Source organism: Pseudomonas sp. WP18 (genome assembly GCF_036689585.1).
GTDB lineage: Bacteria > Pseudomonadota > Gammaproteobacteria > Pseudomonadales > Pseudomonadaceae > Aquipseudomonas > Aquipseudomonas chlororaphis_E.
This window is the reverse complement of record NZ_CP144758.1, coordinates 6,197,159-6,213,733: the sequence shown is the minus strand read 5'-3', so window position 1 is coordinate 6,213,733 and position 16,575 is coordinate 6,197,159. Positions and strand designations below refer to the sequence as shown.

Sequence of the window (16,575 nt, the reverse complement as noted above, 5' to 3'; positions counted from 1 at the left end):
GAAGAGGTGGCACATTCAGTATCGATGCAAGCTGACCCGCCGCTTTCGCGAGCAAGCCCGCTCCCACAGTGGTGGTGTTGGGCTGGATATTCGGCTCGACACAACCACCTGTGGCGAGGGAGCTTGCTCCCGCTGGCCTGCGTAGCAGGCCCCGGTGTTTCTTCAGGTAAACCGCGTTCTCTGGTTTTGCGACTGCTGCGCAGTCGAGCGGGAGCAAGCTCCCTCGCCATGGGAATTGTGTTGAATTCATCGCGAGCAAGCTCGCTCCCACAGGGGATTGGTGGGGTTATTTACGTTTCAACATCTCCGGCAACTGCACCACCAGTTTCTGATTATTCAACGGCGCACGAATAAACCCGCGTTGGGTGCCGTCGGGTCCAATCACGGCGAGGTTGCCGCTGTGATCGACGGTGTAGTTGGGCTTGCTGGTGTCCGCTGGAATGAACGGAATGCTCACCGCATTGGCGAGTTTTTGCAGGTCTTCGATGGAAGAGGCGGTGAGGCCTTTGAACTGCGGGTCGAAGTAGCCCAGGTATTGCTTGAGCTGCTTGGGCGTGTCGCGGTTCGGGTCGACGCTCACCAGCACGATCTGCAGTTTGTCCACCGCGGCGGGCGGCAGTTCGCTCTTGATCTGGCGCAGTTGGGCGAGGGTGGTCGGACAGATGTCCGGGCAGAAGGTGTAGCCGAAGAACAGCAGGCTCCACTTGTCCTTCAATGCGTTGACGGTCACCGGTTGGCCGTCCTGGTCGGTCATTTTCACGTCCGGCAGGTTGCGACTCTGGGGCAGCAGGATGATGCCGGCGTCGATCAGCCCCGTCGGGTCGCCTTCGCCCTTGCCGGACAGCACCTTGTTGACGGTAAGGCCGAGGATCAGCGCGATCACGGCCACGAGGGCGAAGACGGTTTTCTGAGTTCGAGTCATAGGCTCAACAGTAAGTAATGATCTACAAGCAGGGCGATGAACAGCAGGAACAAGTAGTAAATAGAGTACTTGAAGGTGTTGATCGCCGCATGCGGCCGACTGCCACGGTACAACACCACGGCCCATTGCAGGAACCGCGCGCCGAGCACCAGTGCGCACACCAGGTAGAGCATCCCGCTCATCTGGATCACGAATGGCATCAGGCTCACCGCCAGCAGCACCAGGGTGTACAGCAGGATATGCACCTTGGTGTAGTGCTCGCCGTGGGTCACCGGCAGCATCGGGATGTCGGCCTTGGCGTATTCCTCCTTGCGGTGGATGGCCAGGGCCCAGAAGTGCGGTGGGGTCCAGGCGAAGATGATCAGCACCAGCAGCAGCGGTTCGGCGCTGACGTGACCGGTAGCGGCCACCCAGCCCAACAGCGGCGGTGCGGCGCCGGCCAAGCCGCCGATGACGATGTTCTGCGGCGTCGCCCGTTTCAGGAAACCGGTGTAGACCACCGCGTAGCCCAGCAAGGAGGCCAGGGTCAGCCAGGCGGTCAGCGGGTTGGTGAAGGCCAGCAGCAGCGCTTGCCCGGCCACGGCCAGGGCCAGGGCGAAGGTCAGGGCGGCGGCAGGGGACACCCGGCCCTCGGCCAGTGGCCGTTTGTGGGTACGGGCCATGACCGCGTCGATGCGCCGGTCCACCACGTGGTTGACCGCCGCCGCGCCACCGGCGCACAAGGCGATCCCCAGGTTGCCGAACACCAGCACCGTCCACGGTACGCCCGCGCGAGTGGCGAGGAACATGCCTACCAGCGAGGTGATCAGCATCAGCACCACCACCTTGGGCTTGGTCAGCTCCAGGTAATCGCGCCAGATCGCCCGGCTGTGGCGTTCACCGGTCAGGGTTGCCATGGCATCTCTCCTTTTATCGTGATGGGGCTGGCGCCGTGCTTATGCGGCGTGAACCGCCAGCGCAGCGGCACCTGATGCCTGACCCGGACCAGGCTGGTCCGGGCGTGATAATTGACCAGCACCAGGGTCAGCAGCAGCGCGGCGCCCCCGGCGTTGTGGGCGACGGCCACCGGCAGCGGCAAATGGAACAGCACGTTGCTGATGCCCAGGGTGATTTGCGCCGCCAGCGCCACTAGCACAAGGCCGGCGAGGCGGGTCATGCCGACCGTCTTCAACTGCCAGGCCAACCCCAGCAGCACCACCGTGACCAGCAGCGCGCCAATGCGGTGGGTCAGGTGGATGGCGGTGCGGGCATCGCTGTCGAGCTGCCCGCCCAGGTAATTGGGGCCGATGTGTTGGGTCAGGTGAAAGCCGTTGGCGAAATCCGCCGGCGGCAGCCATTGGCCGTGGCAGGTGGGGAAGTCGATACAGGCCACCGCGGCGTAGTTGGAACTGACCCAACCGCCCAGGGCTATCTGGCCGATCACCAGCAACAACCCGGCGGTGGCCCAGTGTTGCAGGCGCTTGGGCACGGTCAGTGCCGGCAACACGCCGGACAGGCGCAAGGTCAGCAAAAACAACAGGCTCAGGGTGGCAAAGCCGCCGAGCAAATGCCCGGTGACCACCTGCGGCCAAAGCTTGAGGGTCACGGTCCACATGCCGAACGCCGCTTGCGCGAAGACCACGGCCAGCAGGAACAGCGGCAGTTTCAACGGCAGGCCGGGGTGCCGACGGTTCATCCAGGCCCGGGCGGCGAGCACGGTGATCAGCAGCCCGAGGGTCCCGGCAAAGTAGCGGTGGACCATCTCGTTCCAGCCTTTATGGGCTTCCACCGGGGCGTCGGGAAAATGCAGCTCGGCATGGGCCAGTTGGGCTTCGCTCTTGGGCACGCTGATGAAACCGTAGCAACCGGGCCAGTCCGGGCAACCGAGGCCGGCGTGGGTCAGGCGGGTGTAGGCGCCCAGCAATACGACGATCAGTGCCAGCAGCGTGGCAAACAGCGCAAGGCGAAATCCAGGTTTGGCCATGTCGATGCCCTCATCCGATGTTCGACAGTTTCAGCAGGTGACGCAGGTCGTTGAGCAGGTCCTTGCCCTTGACGCGGGCGTCGTAGCGCAGCACCAGGTTGCTGTGGGGGTCGATGATCCACAGCTGGGCGCCGCCCGTGTCCTGGGCACCTTTGCGGTAGGCCGGCAGGTCCAGCGGGTAGCGCTGCAGTTGCGGATACTCGCGCTGCAATTGGGCGTCGTACTCGGCGTCCAGCGGCTGGGCGATGGCCAGGGCATGGCTGGCGCGGGACGCATCGCGACCGAGGCCGATCTGCACCTGCCGGGCCAGGTACACCAGTTGCCGGCAATCCACCGAGCACGCCTGCGGGGCGGTGACCAGGATCTGCCAGCGCTGCTCGTCGGCCTGCACGCCGATCTCGGCGCGGGTCTGGCCGTTGCCGATCAGCTCGCCGTGGTAGCTGCGGCTGTCGGGCACCCAGAACTGGAACTTGTACATGCCGGTGGCGAGGATCATCGGCCCGATCACGCCGAACACGATCAGCAGCAGTTGCAGGCGCCCTTTGCGCCGGCTGGGCGTGGCGGGTGCCTCAGACGTGTTGGTTGGATTCATGGTGCTTCCCATGCGGTCTCCCTGCGTTGTGCCATCCGAGATAAAGAAAAAGGCCGAACAGCGCCGCCGCCATGGCGAACCACTGCACGGCATAACCGAGGTGTTTTTCCGGGCCCATGCTCACCACCGGCCAGTCGGTCCGATAGGCGCCCGGGCCGCCTTGCTGGCGCAGTTCATAGCTGAAACCGCTGCGCCCCAGTTCCGCCCAGAGCTTGTCCGGTTCGATGGCGGTGACCAGGCGCGGCCATGGAGCGGCCACCGGGTCGGCGTGGAGCTGGAAGGTGGCGCCCGGTGCGACATAGACCCAGGCCTGAACGCTCACCGGTTGCTCCGGGGTGCTGAAGACGGGGGGCGTGCGGCGGTCAGGCCATGGCAGCCAGCCGCGATTGACCAGCAGCCATGCGCCGGTTGCACGGTCGAGAAACGGTTGCAGCAGTTCGACGCCGACCTGGCCGTCGTGCTGGCGGTTGTCCAGCAGGATGCTGTGCTCGACGTCGAAGTGACCTTGCAGCTCGACGACGCGAAAAGCCGGGTCGGTGGTCTGCGCCAGTTCGGTGCTGTCCATCGGGGGCGCCACGCGGCGCTCGGCGTATTGCTGCATGAGCACGCGCTTGTATTCGCCACGGCTCAACTGCCAGAACCCCAGGCACACCATCAGCGGCACCAGCACGGCCACCACCAGCGTCGGCACGAGGCCCGGCCGGAAGCCTCTCATGGCGCCGTCCGAAAGTGCTCGAACGGGATAGCTATACTCACCTGCATCGCGTCCCCCCGGAGTGTCCCCAATGCTAAAAGCGGCCATCGTCCTGATGCTGATTGCCACGGTTGCGAGCCTGTTCAGCGGCCTGTTTTTCCTGGTCAAGGACGACAGCGATTCCAATCGCCTGCTCATTGCCCTGGCCGTTCGGGTCGGCTTGGCCGCGGTCACCGTCGGCTTGATCGCCTGGGGTTTCTTCAGCGGCCAGCTGGTGTCCCATGCCCCGTGGTAACGCGTGCTCCTAGAGCACGTAGACGAAGATGAACAAGCCGATCCACACCACGTCGACGAAGTGCCAATACCAACTCGCCGCCTCGAAGCCGAACTGATGCTCGTTGTCGAAATGCCCGCGCAGGATGCGCATCAGCATGACGAACAGGATGATCGTGCCGATGGTGACGTGGGCGCCGTGGAACCCCGTGAGCATGAAGAAGGTGGCGCCGTAGACGCCGGAGCCCAGGGTCAGGCCCAGTTCCTTGTAGGCGTGGATGTACTCCTCGGCCTGGAAGCCCAGGAAGGCGCACCCCAGCAGCACGGTAATCGCCAGCCATAGCTTCAGCGCACCGCGATGGCCTTTCTTCAGCGCGTGGTGGGCGATGGTGATGGTGACGCTGGAACTGACCAGTAGCACGGTGTTGAGCAGCGGCAGCCCCCAGGGGCTGATGACCTCCTTGGGTGCCGGGTAGAGTTTCGGGTCAGGGTTGTTCAGCAACGGCCAGGCGTATTCGAAGTTGGGCCAGAGCATGTGCGACAGGCCCTTGGTACCTTCGCCCGCCAGGCCCGGCACCGACACATGGCGGACATAGAACAGCGCGCCGAAGAAGGCGACGAAGAACATCACCTCCGAGAAAATGAACCAGCTCATGCCCCAGCGGAACGAGCGGTCGAGCTGCGGGCTGTAGAGCCCGGCGCGGCTTTCCTTGATCACCGCGCCGAACCAGCCGAACAGCATGTAGGCCACCAGCAGGCCGCCGATGAAGAAGATGAGTGGGCCGTGGGATTCCGGTCGTGCGGCCTTCAAGTCGTTGAACCAGGTCGCCAGGCCATACACCGTGACGAACATCCCGACCGTGGCGATGATCGGCCATTTGCTCTGGGCCGGAACGTAATAGTGTTCGTGAGTTGCCATTTATTGTTCTCCTTATCGGGCACGCTATCGGTCAGTGTTTAGAGCCACCGGTGGATGACGAGCGGTGATATCGAACAGCGTGTAGGACAGCGTCAGGTGCTTCACATCCTTGGGCATGTCCCGGTCGACGATGAAGCGCATGGGCATTTCGATTCGTTCTCCGGGTTGCAGCACTTGCTGGGTAAAGCAGAAACATTCGGTCTTGTGGAAGTACGCCGCGGCGGTGCTCGGCGCGATGCTTGGCACGGCCTGGGCACTCATCGGCCGGTTGGTGGGGTTGTGCGCGACGAAGACCATTTCGTTCACGGCCCCCGGCTGGACCACCAACTGATCGCCCTTGGGGTAGAAGTCCCAGGGCATGTCCACCGCATTGGTCGACAGGAACTGCACACGCACCTGCCGCGACGCATCGGTGACCTGCTCGCCCTCGTACTGCCCGGCAGTCTTGCCGTTGATGCCGAACGCCTTGCACATCACGTCGTAGATCGGCACGAGGGCGAAGCCGAAGACGAACATGGCCACCACCACGACCAGCAGGCGGGTGACCAGTTTCTTCAGCGAAATCGAGTCAGCCATGGTTTCCCATCCTCACCGAGAACCCTGTGGGAGCGGGCTTGCTCGCGAAGAACGATGACGCGGTGTTTCTGTCAGACCGCGTCGTCTGATTCGCGAGCAAGCCCGCTCCCACAGGAGGCCTGTGTGTCATCTCATTTCACTTCCGGCGGCGTAGTGAAGGTGTGGTAGGGCGCCGGCGATGGTACGCTCCACTCCAGCCCTTCGGCGCCATCCCATGGCTTGGCCGGTGCCGGTGGGCCGCCACGGATGGTCTTGATCACGATGAACAGGAAGAAGATCTGCGTGGTGCCGAACATGAACGCGCCGATGGACGAGACCATGTTGAAGTCGGCGAACTGCAGGTTGTAGTCGGGAATACGCCGGGGCATGCCGGCCAGGCCGACGAAGTGCATCGGGAAGAACGCCATGTTCATCCCGATGAACGACAGCCAGAAGTGCAGCTTGCCCAGGGTCTCGTCGTACATGTGGCCGGTCCATTTCGGCAGCCAGTAGTAGGCCGAGGCGAAGATCCCGAAGATTGCGCCGGGCACCAGTACGTAGTGGAAGTGCGCGACCACGAAGTAGGTGTCCTGGTACTGGAAGTCCGCCGGGGCGATGGCCAGCATCAGCCCGGAGAAGCCGCCGATGGAGAACAGGATCACGAACGCCACGGCGAACAGCATCGGCGTCTCGAAGGTCAGCGAGCCTTGCCACATGGTGCTGGCCCAGTTGAACACCTTCACGCCGGTGGGCACGGCGATCAGCAAGGTGGCGTACATGAAGAACAGCTCGCCCACCAGCGGGATGCCCACCACGAACATGTGGTGCGCCCAGACGATGAACGACAGGAACGCAATGGCCGCGGTGGCGTAGACCATCGAGGTGTAGCCGAACAACGGCTTGCGCGAGAACGCCGGGATGATCGAGCTGACGGCACCGAAGGCCGGCAGGATCATGATGTACACCTCGGGATGGCCGAAGAACCAGAACACGTGCTGGAACAGCACCGGGTCACCGCCGCCGGCGGCACTGAAGAAGCTGGTGCCGAAGTGGATGTCCATCAGCATCATCGTCACGCAGCCGGCCAGCACCGGCATCACCGCGATCAGCAGGAACGCGGTGATCAGCCAGGTCCAGACGAACAGCGGCATTTTCATCAGCGTCATGCCGGGGGCGCGCAGGTTGAGGATGGTGGCGATCACGTTGATCGCGCCCATGATCGAACTGATGCCCATCAGGTGGATGGCGAAGATGAAGAACGTCACGCTTTCCGGCGCATAGGTGGTGGAGAGCGGGGCGTAGAAGGTCCAGCCGAAGTTCGGCCCGCCGCCGGCGGTGAACAACGTCGACACCAGCAGCAGGAACGCCGCCGGCAACAGCCAGAAGCTGAAGTTGTTCATGCGTGGCAGGGCCATGTCCGGCGCGCCGATCATCAACGGGATCATCCAGTTGGCGAGGCCGACGAAGGCCGGCATCACCGCGCCGAACACCATCACCAGGCCGTGCATGGTGGTCATCTGGTTGAAGAACGCCGGCTCCACGATCTGCAGGCCGGGCTGGAACAGCTCGGCGCGGATCACCATGGCGAACGAGCCGCCCAGCAGGAACATGGAGAAGGCGAACCACAGGTACAGCGTGCCGATGTCCTTGTGGTTGGTGGTCAGTACCCAGCGCATCAGGCCCTTGGCGGGGCCGTGGGCGTGGTCGGCGCCGGCATGACCGTGGTCATCGATCACAGCACTCATGTCCTGTCTCCTTCGAACGGTTGGGCTGGACGGCGCGGAGCGGCGAGCCCCGACCGATTGCGGGAAAACGCTTCAGGTCGGCTCATTTGCTTTCCGCCTGTTTGAGTTCCAGCACTTCTTTAGGCGTGACCATGTCGCCCTTGTTGTTGCCCCAGGCGTTACGTTCATAGGTCACGACGGCCGCGATATCGACCTCCGACAACTGCTTGCCGAACGCCGCCATGGCGGTGCCGGGCTTGCCGTGGAAGACGATGCTCAAGTGATCGGCCTTGGGCCCGGTGGCGATCTTCGAACCCTTGAGTGCCGGGAACATCGGCGGCAGGCCCTGGCCTTCGGCCTGGTGACAGGCCACGCAAGTGGTGTGGTAGATCTTGTCGCCACGTTCCTTGAGCTCGTCGAGGGTCCATTCCTTGCTGGTCAGCTCCTTGAGCTGCGCGGCTTCGGCCTTGCGTTCACCCAGCCATTTCTCGTAGTCAGGCTTGCTCTTGACCTCGACCACGATCGGCATGAACCCGTGGTCCTTGCCGCACAATTCGGCGCATTGGCCGCGATACACGCCGGGCTTGTCGACGCGGGTCCAGGCTTCGTTGACGAAACCGGGAATCGCATCGCGCTTGACCGCGAAGGCCGGCACCCACCAGGAGTGGATCACGTCGGCGGAGGTCACCAGAAAGCGCACCTTGGCATCGACCGGCAGCACCAGCGGCTTGTCGACCTCCAGCAGGTAGTGCTCGCCCTTGGCGCTCTGGTTATGGATCTGTTCGGCGGGCGTGGCCAGGTTGCTGAAGAACTCGACGTCCTGGCCCAGGTATTTGTAGTGCCATTTCCATTGGTAGCCGGTGATCTGGATGTCGATGTCCGACTCGCTGGAGTCATACATCTTGATCAGCGTGGCGGTGGCGGGAATCGCCATGGCCACCAGGATCACGAAGGGCACAATCGTCCAGAGGATCTCGACGCGGGTGTTTTCGTGGAAGTGGGCGGCATTCTGGCCGGTTGAGCGGCGGTGCATCATCATCGACCAGAACATGGCGCCGAAGACGATGATGCCGATGACTACACAGATCCAGAAGATGGTCATGTGCAAGTCGAACACTGCGTTGCTGATCTGTGTCGCTCCAGGCGCCATATTCACAGTCCAGGCGGCTTGCGCCTGGCTGAAAATCGACCACAACAGGAGGCCCATCCATACGTGTGGATGTCGCGTCATTGCGGGTTCCCCTTATCGTTCTTGTTATCCCGTAGGCGTAACGCCTGCGGCAAGGAGAGCGGCTACATCAGACTGCGAACTCGACCGCCGTGCCTTGCTGCCTATGCATCGGGTGTCATCAGCTAACTCCATTCCAACCCGAGTATAGACAGCGACTGCAACCTCGCAACGCGACCGCGTAAATCGTTTGAAACAGGGGGACTTGCGCCAGGGACCGCGAATGGAGAACCATTCGGCCTTGAGTGATGGCAAACCGATATAACTGTGACGCATCAAGGAAGAGCGCAATTATGAAAAATAGGTCTTAGGAGTGTGTTTGCGCCAGCTAAGTTATGTCTTCCCTATTTCATTGCCTTTGTTTCCCTGGAGTTGTCATGAACACCGCCGCATTGCGCGAGCAGATCCAAAAAGCCCAACAACACGAAGCCCAGACCGGCCAGTTGGCCCGTCAGTTGGAAACCCAGTTACCTCACCTGCACCGTGCTATCCAATTGCCCGAGGCGAATGCCAACGCCGTCCTGGCGCGCTTTGTCGCCGCCTACATCGATGAAGTGCCTGACCTGCTGGATGCCGCCAACGAAGTCGCCAAAGAGGCGGGCATCGAGCCGCAGATCAAGCCGGTCCTGAAGATCGCCGAACAGTACTTCCTCCAGCCGCCGACGATCATGGCCGGCCATGTCGGGCTCGACAGCCTGCTGGACGAAGCCTACCTGGCCCATCGATTCGTCGAAGAGGTCAATGACCTGTACATCAAGCATTTCGGCCAGCCACTGATCCCCCTGGACATGACGGTCGCCAATCTGATTGCCCACCAGTTGATCGGCGAAGCCTTTGCCAACCAACTCGATGAAGTGGTGCATCACGCCTTCGACGAGATGCTCAACGACGAGACGTTCGCCCTGGAGTCGGTGGAAACCTACCGCGAGAAGCTCAGCAGCCCGCACACCGGTGCCGCGTGGAAACGCTGGCCATGCATGTCACGCCGCCTGGGCCTGGGCCTGGAGCTGGATCAGCCAGCGGCTTGATCCAGAGCTGTATCCTCACAAACCCCCTGTGGGAGCGAGCTTGCTCGCGATGGCATTGGATCTGCCAACATTGACGTTGACTGATACACCGCTATCGCGAGCAAGCTCGCTCCCACACTGATTGGGGATATCAGGCAGAAGCTGCGCCCACCCCGACGGTCGTGCGCAACCGCCCCTCCAGCCGACGCTTGAGCCCGCGGGATTCGATCAACAGCTTCGAGCCCTTGCTGGCATTCGCCCGGCCCCATTCTTCCAACAGCTCCAGGCACGAATGGTCGATGTAGCTCAGGTTATTGAGCGGTACATGCACCGTCACGCCCTCGGGCAGGGTGTCCAGCACCTGGGTCAGCGCCGGGACCTTGAGGAAGGTCGCCGCGCCCACCAGCCGCAGTTCCATCTCACCTTCCTGGGGCAGGTCGATCAGGCTGATCTTCAACCGCGAGGCTTTCCAGGCCAGTTTCGCCAGGGTCAGGCCGAAACCGATCAGCACGCCGGTCAGCAGGTCGGTGAAGATGATGGCCAGCGCCGTGGCGGCGTAGGTGAACATCGGCATCCGGCCATAGCGGCCCAGGTTTCGAAAGGCCTTGACGTCCACCAGTTTGAAACCGGTGTACACCAGCACCCCCGCCAGGCTCGCCACCGGAATGCTCTGCAGCACACTGGACAGCAGCAACACGAACAGCAACAGCCACAGGCCGTGGAAAATCGTCGACATCCGGGTGGTTGCCCCGGCCTGGACGTTGGCGGAGCTGCGCACGATCACACCGGTCATCGGCAAGGCGCCGACCAGGCCGCACAGCATGTTGCCGATGCCTTGGGCCGAGAGTTCCCGGTCGAAGTCTGCCCGTTCGCCGCTGTGCATGCGATCCACCGCCGCTGCCGACAACAGGGTTTCGGCGCTGGCGATGAACGCGACCGCGAAGGCGGCAATCAGCACCGTCGGGTCAGCCAGGTTCAATAGGTCCGCCGGGCGTAGCCAGTCGATGGCGTCGGCGAGGTTTTCCGGGACTTCCACGCGTTTGACCTGCAAGGCCAGCAGCAGGCTGGCGATGGTCGCCAGGCCTACGCCGAGCAAGGCGCCGGGGACGAAGCGCAGGCTGTGGGGACGAAACTTTTCCCACAGCCACATCACCGCAATCGTCGACAGGCCGAGCAGCCCGGCCTGCCAGCCGAAGGATGGCAAGGCCTGGCCCACCGCAGCCGGGAAGGCCAGCAGGTTATCCAGCCCGGACGGCTTGGGCGCCGCGTCGAGCATCACATGGACCTGGGACAACACGATCAGCACGCCGATGCCCGCCAGCATCCCGTAGACCACCGCCGGTGCGGTCACCCGGAACCAGCAGCCGAGGCGAAAGCGCCCGGCCAGCAGTTGCAGGAGCCCGGCCAGCAGCAGGATCGGCCCGAGCATCGCCACGCCATGTTGGCGCACCAGTTCGAAGACCAGCACCGCCAACCCGGCGGCCGGGCCACTGACCTGCAATTTGGAGCCGGCGAGGAAACCCACCACCAGACCGCCGATGATGCCGGTAACCAGCCCTTTGGCGGGCGGCAGGCCGGAGGCGATGGCAATGCCCATGCACAAGGGCAGCGCCACCAGGAACACAACCACGGAAGCGAGTAGCTCGCGTGGCAGAACAGCTTTTAATTGAGCAGCACGCATGGCGACTCTCCCGAAGTTTCTTCAGGCATGGCAAGGCCCGACCGCCGAAAGGGCGGCAGGCTTTGTTCCACGCAAGGATGGTATTAGGAGCGGTTAGAAGCGCGCTTTGGGCGTCGCCACCGGGATCGGTCGGCTACCGTCGAGCGGCAGGAAACAACCCCGGTCCGCGTCGAAGGCTTTGATCTCGCTGGTCTCGATGTTGTACACCCAGCCATGGATGAACAGCTGGCCGCTGGCCATGCGCGAGGCCACCGAGGGGTGCGTTCGCAAGTGCTGCAACTGTGCGATCACGTTCTCTTCGGTGAGGATGGGCATGGTCTGTTTTTCGTCGCCGCACGGGCAGTTGTCATGGACCATGGTCTTGGCCACTTCGGCGTGGCGCAGCCAGGCTTTGACCGTGGGCATCTTTTCCAGGGTTTGCGGATTGAGTACGGCACGCATGGCACCGCAATCGGAATGGCCGCAGACAATGATGTGCTGCACACCGAGGGCCAGCACGGCGTACTCGATGGCCGTGGACACGCCGCCGTTCATCTGCCCGTAGGGCGGGACGACGTTGCCGACGTTACGGGTGACGAACAGGTCGCCGGGGGAACTGTGGGTGATCAACTCGGGCACGATGCGCGAGTCCGCGCAGGTGATGAACATCGCCCGGGGAGATTGGGCGGTGGCGAGTTTCTTGAAAAGCTCTTCCTGCTGTGGGAAGACTTCGTGATGGAAATGCAAAAAGCCGTCAACAATATGCTGCAGCGCTGCATCGGCGGTCTCCGCCTCGGGTTGGGCTGAAGCCGACGCAGCCAACGGCTGTTTATCCTTGTCACTCATGATTCATCCTCTTTGACGGTTCGGTGTCCAACGTGACGGATCCAGTCACACTGGCCACTAGTGGCTGGTTAAAAAACGTCCAGGTCGATGGGTTCGACCCGTCAGTCACTCGTGAAACAAGGTAGCGGCCGAAACTTAACTCAAACTGAATCAACGGCTCTAGGACGTAGATTACAAGGCATGAATCACAACCCAACGGGGCCTGGCCCCGGTGTGTGAACGTTGTTTTAACGCTGTTTCAAGGTCAACTGTATTCAAATCAAGGACATTTGTCGGCCCGGCGGACAAAAGGCGTCGCAATCGAGCGTGTAGCCTTCGCGCCGATCCAGCCCCAGGCGCTTGATCGCCTTGGTGAAACGCTGGGCCAGCAGGTCGGCGAACGGGCCTTCGCCGCGCATGCGGCTGCCGAACTGGCTGTCGTACAGTTCGCCACCACGGCTCTGGCGGACCAGGCTCATCACGTGGGCGGCGCGCTGCGGGTAGTGCGCCTGCAGCCATTGCTCGAACAGCGGCGCCACCTCCAAGGGCAGACGCAACATGATGTACGACGCCGACTGGGCGCCGGCGGCGTGGGCCTCGGCCAGCAGGGCTTCGATCTCGCTGTCGTTGATCATCGGGATCATCGGTGCACACAGCACCCCCACCGGGATGCCGGCCTCGCGCATGACCTTGATTGCCCGCAACCGCGCCTTGGGCGCCGCCGCGCGCGGTTCGAGAATGCGCTTGAGCTCATCGTCCAGGGTGGTGAGGCTGATCATCACCGCCACCAGCCGCTGGCGGGCCAGTTCCGTGAGCAGGTCCAGGTCGCGCAGAATCAGCGAGCCCTTGGTCACGATGGTCACCGGATGGCGGTAGCGCAGCAGCACTTCCAGGACCCTGCGGGTGATGCGCTGCTCGCGCTCGATGGGCTGGTAGGGGTCGGTGTTGGAGCCCAGGTTGATCGGCGCGCATTGATAGCCACGCTTGGACAGCTGTTCTTCCAGCACATCGGCGGCGTTGCTCTTGGCGATCAGCCGGGTTTCGAAATCCAGCCCCGGCGACATGTCCCAGTACGCATGGCTGGGACGGGCGTAACAGTAGATGCAGCCGTGCTCACAGCCGCGGTAGGGGTTGATCGAGCGATCGAAAGGGATGTCCGGCGAGGTGTTGCGGGTGATGATGGTCTTCGCCGTTTCGAAGCGGATTTCGGTGCCCTGGGTCGGCGGCACTTCCTGATACCAGCCGTCATCCTCGACCACCGAGCGGCTGGGGGCGAAGCGGTTGTGCGGGTTGGCCGCGGTGCCACGGCCACGTGGCGGCAGGGGGGCTGACATGGCTAATACTCCGAAGCTGTATGAACATACAGTATATCGCCCTCTGCCTTTGGACCAGTGCCATTCAGCGGCCCGGTCATCACCGAACGCAATTCACAACACTTTGACGTCCTGCTTACGGGTTTTTAACCGGAGCGAGCCGACACTGCGCACCTTCGAACCCTTTTGTTTCCGGTCGTCCGTGCATGTTCAAGCTCTGCTCCCGTTCACTGTGTTGCCTGGCCTTGCTCATTGGGCTGGCCGAAATGCCCGCCCAGGCGGCGGATGCCGTGCAGACGCGGCCCCCTGAGTGGGCGCAGCCTGTGGAAAAGGATTACAACCTTTACCAGATGTCGCCCACGCTTTACCGCAGCTCCTTGCCGAACGGCGGCGCTATGCCATTGCTGACGAAGCTGCGGATCGGCACGGTTATCACGTTCCTGCCGGAATCGGATGCGCGCTGGCTCTCCGACCCTGGTATTGAACAGGTCCGGCTGCCTTATCGCACCAGTCACGTCGACGACAGCGACATCCTTCGCGCCCTGCGCGCCGTCCAGGCCGCGGAAGCCAAGGGGCCGGTGCTGATGCACTGCAAGCACGGCTCGGATCGAACCGGGCTGGTGGCGGCCATGTACCGGGTGGTGGTGCAGGGCTGGAGCAAAGAGGACGCCTTGAACGAGATGACAGAGGGCGGCTTCGGTGACAGCCATCACTTCAAGGACGGTGTTCGTTACGTGATGCAGGCCGATGTGGAGAAACTCCGTCTGGCGTTGGCGAACGGTGACTGCAGCACCAGCGTCTTCGCGCTGTGTTCCCTGGAAAGCTGGGTCAACTCGACCGTCTCGGCCCCGCACCTCGATCCGCAGATGGTCCGGCCGGACCACTGATCGGCGGTGCGCCTGCAAAGGCGGCGATGGATTCGGACAACGGTCGCGAGTCCCCCGGTGCAAAAATGATTTCACGCAGTGCGCGGCCGGTGGCCGGGTTGAACAGCCCCTCGCGCTTGAACCGGTGGAACACACTGGCGGCCTGCTCCTTCGTCCAGGCGTAGGCGTAGAGCTTTGCCTCGTAGCCGGTCACCAGGTAATCCAGGCTGTTGGGCCAGCGTTCGGTCGTGGTCACCGGCAGGTGCTGCAATTGAGCGTTGGCTTGATCGAAGACCTGCTGGGCGCTGCGCCCGTCGCCGTGGGTGCGGTGCAGTTCCAGGTCGAACAGCGCGTTGCGCAACAGCACGGCGGTTTCCCAACTGGCCTGGGTCCGGGTGAAGGTCAGCAACTGGTCGGCGACCGTGTCGGGCATGGCTTCGCCGCTCTGGTAGTGCCGCGCGACGCGCACCAGGCCCTGCCTGGAAAAACACCATTGCTCGAACAAGACCCCGGCAAACTCGGCGGTGTCGCGAGACAGGCCGTTGATGCCCGACAGGTCGCGATAGTCGGCGCGGGTCAACACATGCTGCAGGCAATGGCCGAACTCGTGGAAGAGGATGCGCAGTTGCAGGTGGTCGAGCAGCACCGGCTCCGGCCCCTCGCTGCGCGGCAGCCAGCCATGCAGTACGGCAATGGGGTGTCGGGGGCGGCCCTCGGCGGTGATATGGCGGTTTCGCAGGGTGCTGGTGTGGGGGAAACCGTCTCGGTTGGGGGCCGAAAACGGATCGAAATACAGGTAGCCGATCACCGCCCCCCATTCTCGGACCTCGTAAAGACGCACGTCCGGGTGCCAGGTCGCCACCTCCTGGCGCTCGACGAAGTCGACGCCGAACAGCGTCGTGGCCATCTGCAACAGCTGTGCAAAAGTGGCGTCCAGTGCGAACCAGACGCTCAGCGCCTCCTTGGATGCGCCGGCCGCTTGCTGGCGAAGTTGGTTGGCCAGGTACGGGTAATCCCAAGGCTGGAGTTCGTCGAGGCCTTGCTGCGCGGCAAACGCCTTGAGCTGGTCGGCGTCGCGCTTGAGGTGACGGTGCTGGCGTTCGAGTTGGCGCCGCAGGAACGCTCGCACTTCTTCGGTGGACGCGGCTTGCTCCGGCTCGATCGCCATCTGGGCAAAGTCGGTGTAGCCCAGGGACGTGGCGTACCGATGCCGGTCATCGAGCAATTGCCGGAGCATGTCGCTGTTGTCGAACTGCCCCGCGTGGGGTCCCTGATCCGATGCGCGGGTGCTGTAGGCTTCGTGCACCTGCTGGCGCAGCAAGCGATCGTCGGCGTATTGGCTGACGAGGCCATACGCCTCGTCGCTGAGGGGCAGCAGCCATCCGCCGTGCCCGGCTTCCCGCGCCTGGCGGGCCATCTGCCGCTTGAACCGGGTCGGCAGGCCACGCAACCGGGCTTCATCGTCAAACGTCATGCGCCAGGCCTGGGTGGCCATGTGCAGGTTCTCCAGGAACAATCCCTGGACTTCCTTGATGCGCAGCTTCAACACGCCCAGGTCGGCCGGCAAGCTCTCCGCCGCGCCGCTGTGGTGCAAGCGCCGCAGGATTTTCTCCAGCACTCGCTTGCGCGCCGGTGAAAAATGCCGGGCGATCGCGCTGTCCGCCAGGCGCCGGTAGAGCGTGAACAGCGTGGGATGGCGTTTCAGCCAGGCTTGGAAATCATGCAGTCGTTCGCTGCAATCGAGGGCCACCTGCGCCCAGGCGTCCCCTGTGCGGGTCGAGGTCAGCAGGTGCAGCAGATAACCGAAACCCTCCAGTCGCGAATGGATGGCGTCCATGGCCAACACGAGGTCGTCCCACGTGGGAAAGGGCGTCTGGGTCTTGATGATGTCGGCCACTTGGGCGCGGCTCTCGGCCAGGATCCGGTCGAGGGCCGGCGAGAAATGGCGGGCCTGGATCTGTGCGAACGGGGGCAGGTCATAGGCCTGCAACAGCGGGTTGTCGTCGGGCATGAGGCCTTCCTGTCAGTCTGTAC

The 16,575-nt window shown here is 63.2% G+C and carries 16 protein-coding genes; 3 read left to right on the top strand and 13 right to left on the bottom strand.

The features are described from left to right. Positions 1–286 precede the first annotated feature (286 nt). Genes V5F23_RS27820 through V5F23_RS27800 form a run of 5 tightly spaced genes read right to left on the bottom strand, consistent with a single transcriptional unit; the run spans position 287 to position 4,192 of the window. Entirely contained in the window at positions 287–922 is a 636-nt protein-coding gene (locus V5F23_RS27820; RefSeq protein ID WP_212803161.1) for an SCO family protein, read from the bottom strand. Further along, the gene (gene cyoE / locus V5F23_RS27815; protein ID WP_042730494.1) at positions 919–1,818 is read right to left on the bottom strand and encodes a heme o synthase; all 900 of its coding nucleotides are present in this window, start codon (positions 1,816–1,818) and stop codon (positions 919–921) included. Before cyoE ends, V5F23_RS27820 begins: the two co-directional genes overlap by 4 nt. After that, positions 1,806–2,885 (bottom strand): COX15/CtaA family protein, encoded by a 1,080-nt coding sequence (locus tag V5F23_RS27810; RefSeq protein ID WP_123579253.1) that lies wholly within the window; start codon positions 2,883–2,885, stop codon positions 1,806–1,808. The genes cyoE and V5F23_RS27810 overlap by 13 nt, the downstream gene beginning before the upstream one ends. 10 nt (positions 2,886–2,895) lie before the next feature. Then, a complete protein-coding gene (locus V5F23_RS27805) occupies positions 2,896–3,489 on the bottom strand; it encodes a hypothetical protein (RefSeq protein ID WP_047735713.1) in 594 nt (197 codons plus the stop codon). Further along, positions 3,455–4,192, bottom strand: a complete 738-nt coding sequence (locus V5F23_RS27800) for an SURF1 family protein (protein ID WP_047735715.1) — start codon at positions 4,190–4,192, stop codon at positions 3,455–3,457. The genes V5F23_RS27805 and V5F23_RS27800 overlap by 35 nt, the downstream gene beginning before the upstream one ends. A gap of 70 nt (positions 4,193–4,262) precedes the next feature. Between V5F23_RS27800 and V5F23_RS27795 the strand changes: the two genes are divergently transcribed. Next, the gene (locus V5F23_RS27795) at positions 4,263–4,466 is read left to right on the top strand and encodes a twin transmembrane helix small protein (protein WP_042731238.1); all 204 of its coding nucleotides are present in this window, start codon (positions 4,263–4,265) and stop codon (positions 4,464–4,466) included. 9 nt (positions 4,467–4,475) lie between these two features. On the opposite strand, the gene V5F23_RS27790 is transcribed toward V5F23_RS27795, so the two are convergent. From V5F23_RS27790 to coxB, 4 genes are all read right to left on the bottom strand, one after another. Beyond that, positions 4,476–5,363, bottom strand: coding sequence for a cytochrome c oxidase subunit 3 (locus V5F23_RS27790; protein WP_042731239.1), 888 nt, complete (start codon positions 5,361–5,363; stop codon positions 4,476–4,478). Positions 5,364–5,387: 24 nt separating this feature from the next. After that, entirely contained in the window at positions 5,388–5,939 is a 552-nt protein-coding gene (locus tag V5F23_RS27785; RefSeq protein WP_042731240.1) for a cytochrome c oxidase assembly protein, read from the bottom strand. Between the two features lie 131 nt (positions 5,940–6,070). Further along, positions 6,071–7,663, bottom strand: coding sequence for a cytochrome c oxidase subunit I (gene ctaD, locus V5F23_RS27780; protein ID WP_024778458.1), 1,593 nt, complete (start codon positions 7,661–7,663; stop codon positions 6,071–6,073). Positions 7,664–7,745: 82 nt separating this feature from the next. Beyond that, a complete protein-coding gene (gene coxB, locus V5F23_RS27775; RefSeq protein WP_042731241.1) occupies positions 7,746–8,873 on the bottom strand; it encodes a cytochrome c oxidase subunit II in 1,128 nt (375 codons plus the stop codon). A 374-nt stretch (positions 8,874–9,247) separates the two neighbouring features. On the opposite strand from coxB, the gene V5F23_RS27770 reads away from it, so the two are divergent. Further along, positions 9,248–9,898, top strand: a complete 651-nt coding sequence (locus V5F23_RS27770; protein ID WP_338497101.1) for a hypothetical protein — start codon at positions 9,248–9,250, stop codon at positions 9,896–9,898. Between the two features lie 130 nt (positions 9,899–10,028). Here V5F23_RS27770 and V5F23_RS27765 read toward each other — a convergent pair whose 3' ends face one another. The 3 genes from V5F23_RS27765 to V5F23_RS27755 all read right to left on the bottom strand — a co-directional run bounded on the left by V5F23_RS27765 (position 10,029) and on the right by V5F23_RS27755 (position 13,696). Further along, complete coding sequence (locus V5F23_RS27765) at positions 10,029–11,558, bottom strand: SulP family inorganic anion transporter (protein ID WP_042731243.1); 1,530 nt, start codon at positions 11,556–11,558, stop codon at positions 10,029–10,031. Positions 11,559–11,651: 93 nt separating this feature from the next. Then, on the bottom strand, positions 11,652–12,383 hold the full coding sequence (locus tag V5F23_RS27760; RefSeq protein ID WP_042731244.1) for a carbonic anhydrase: 732 nt from the start codon (positions 12,381–12,383) through the stop codon (positions 11,652–11,654). Positions 12,384–12,637: 254 nt separating this feature from the next. Further along, positions 12,638–13,696: a PA0069 family radical SAM protein gene (locus V5F23_RS27755; RefSeq protein ID WP_042731245.1), complete on the bottom strand. Its 1,059-nt coding sequence runs from the start codon at positions 13,694–13,696 to the stop codon at positions 12,638–12,640. 185 nt (positions 13,697–13,881) lie between these two features. Here V5F23_RS27755 and V5F23_RS27750 point away from each other — a divergent pair, with 185 nt between their 5' ends. Then, a complete protein-coding gene (locus V5F23_RS27750) occupies positions 13,882–14,562 on the top strand; it encodes a tyrosine-protein phosphatase (RefSeq protein WP_338497100.1) in 681 nt (226 codons plus the stop codon). Here the strand turns inward: V5F23_RS27750 and V5F23_RS27745 are convergent. Next, positions 14,504–16,552 (bottom strand): M3 family metallopeptidase, encoded by a 2,049-nt coding sequence (locus V5F23_RS27745; protein ID WP_338497097.1) that lies wholly within the window; start codon positions 16,550–16,552, stop codon positions 14,504–14,506. The genes V5F23_RS27750 and V5F23_RS27745 overlap by 59 nt on opposite strands. Between the last annotated feature and the right edge of the window lie 23 nt (positions 16,553–16,575).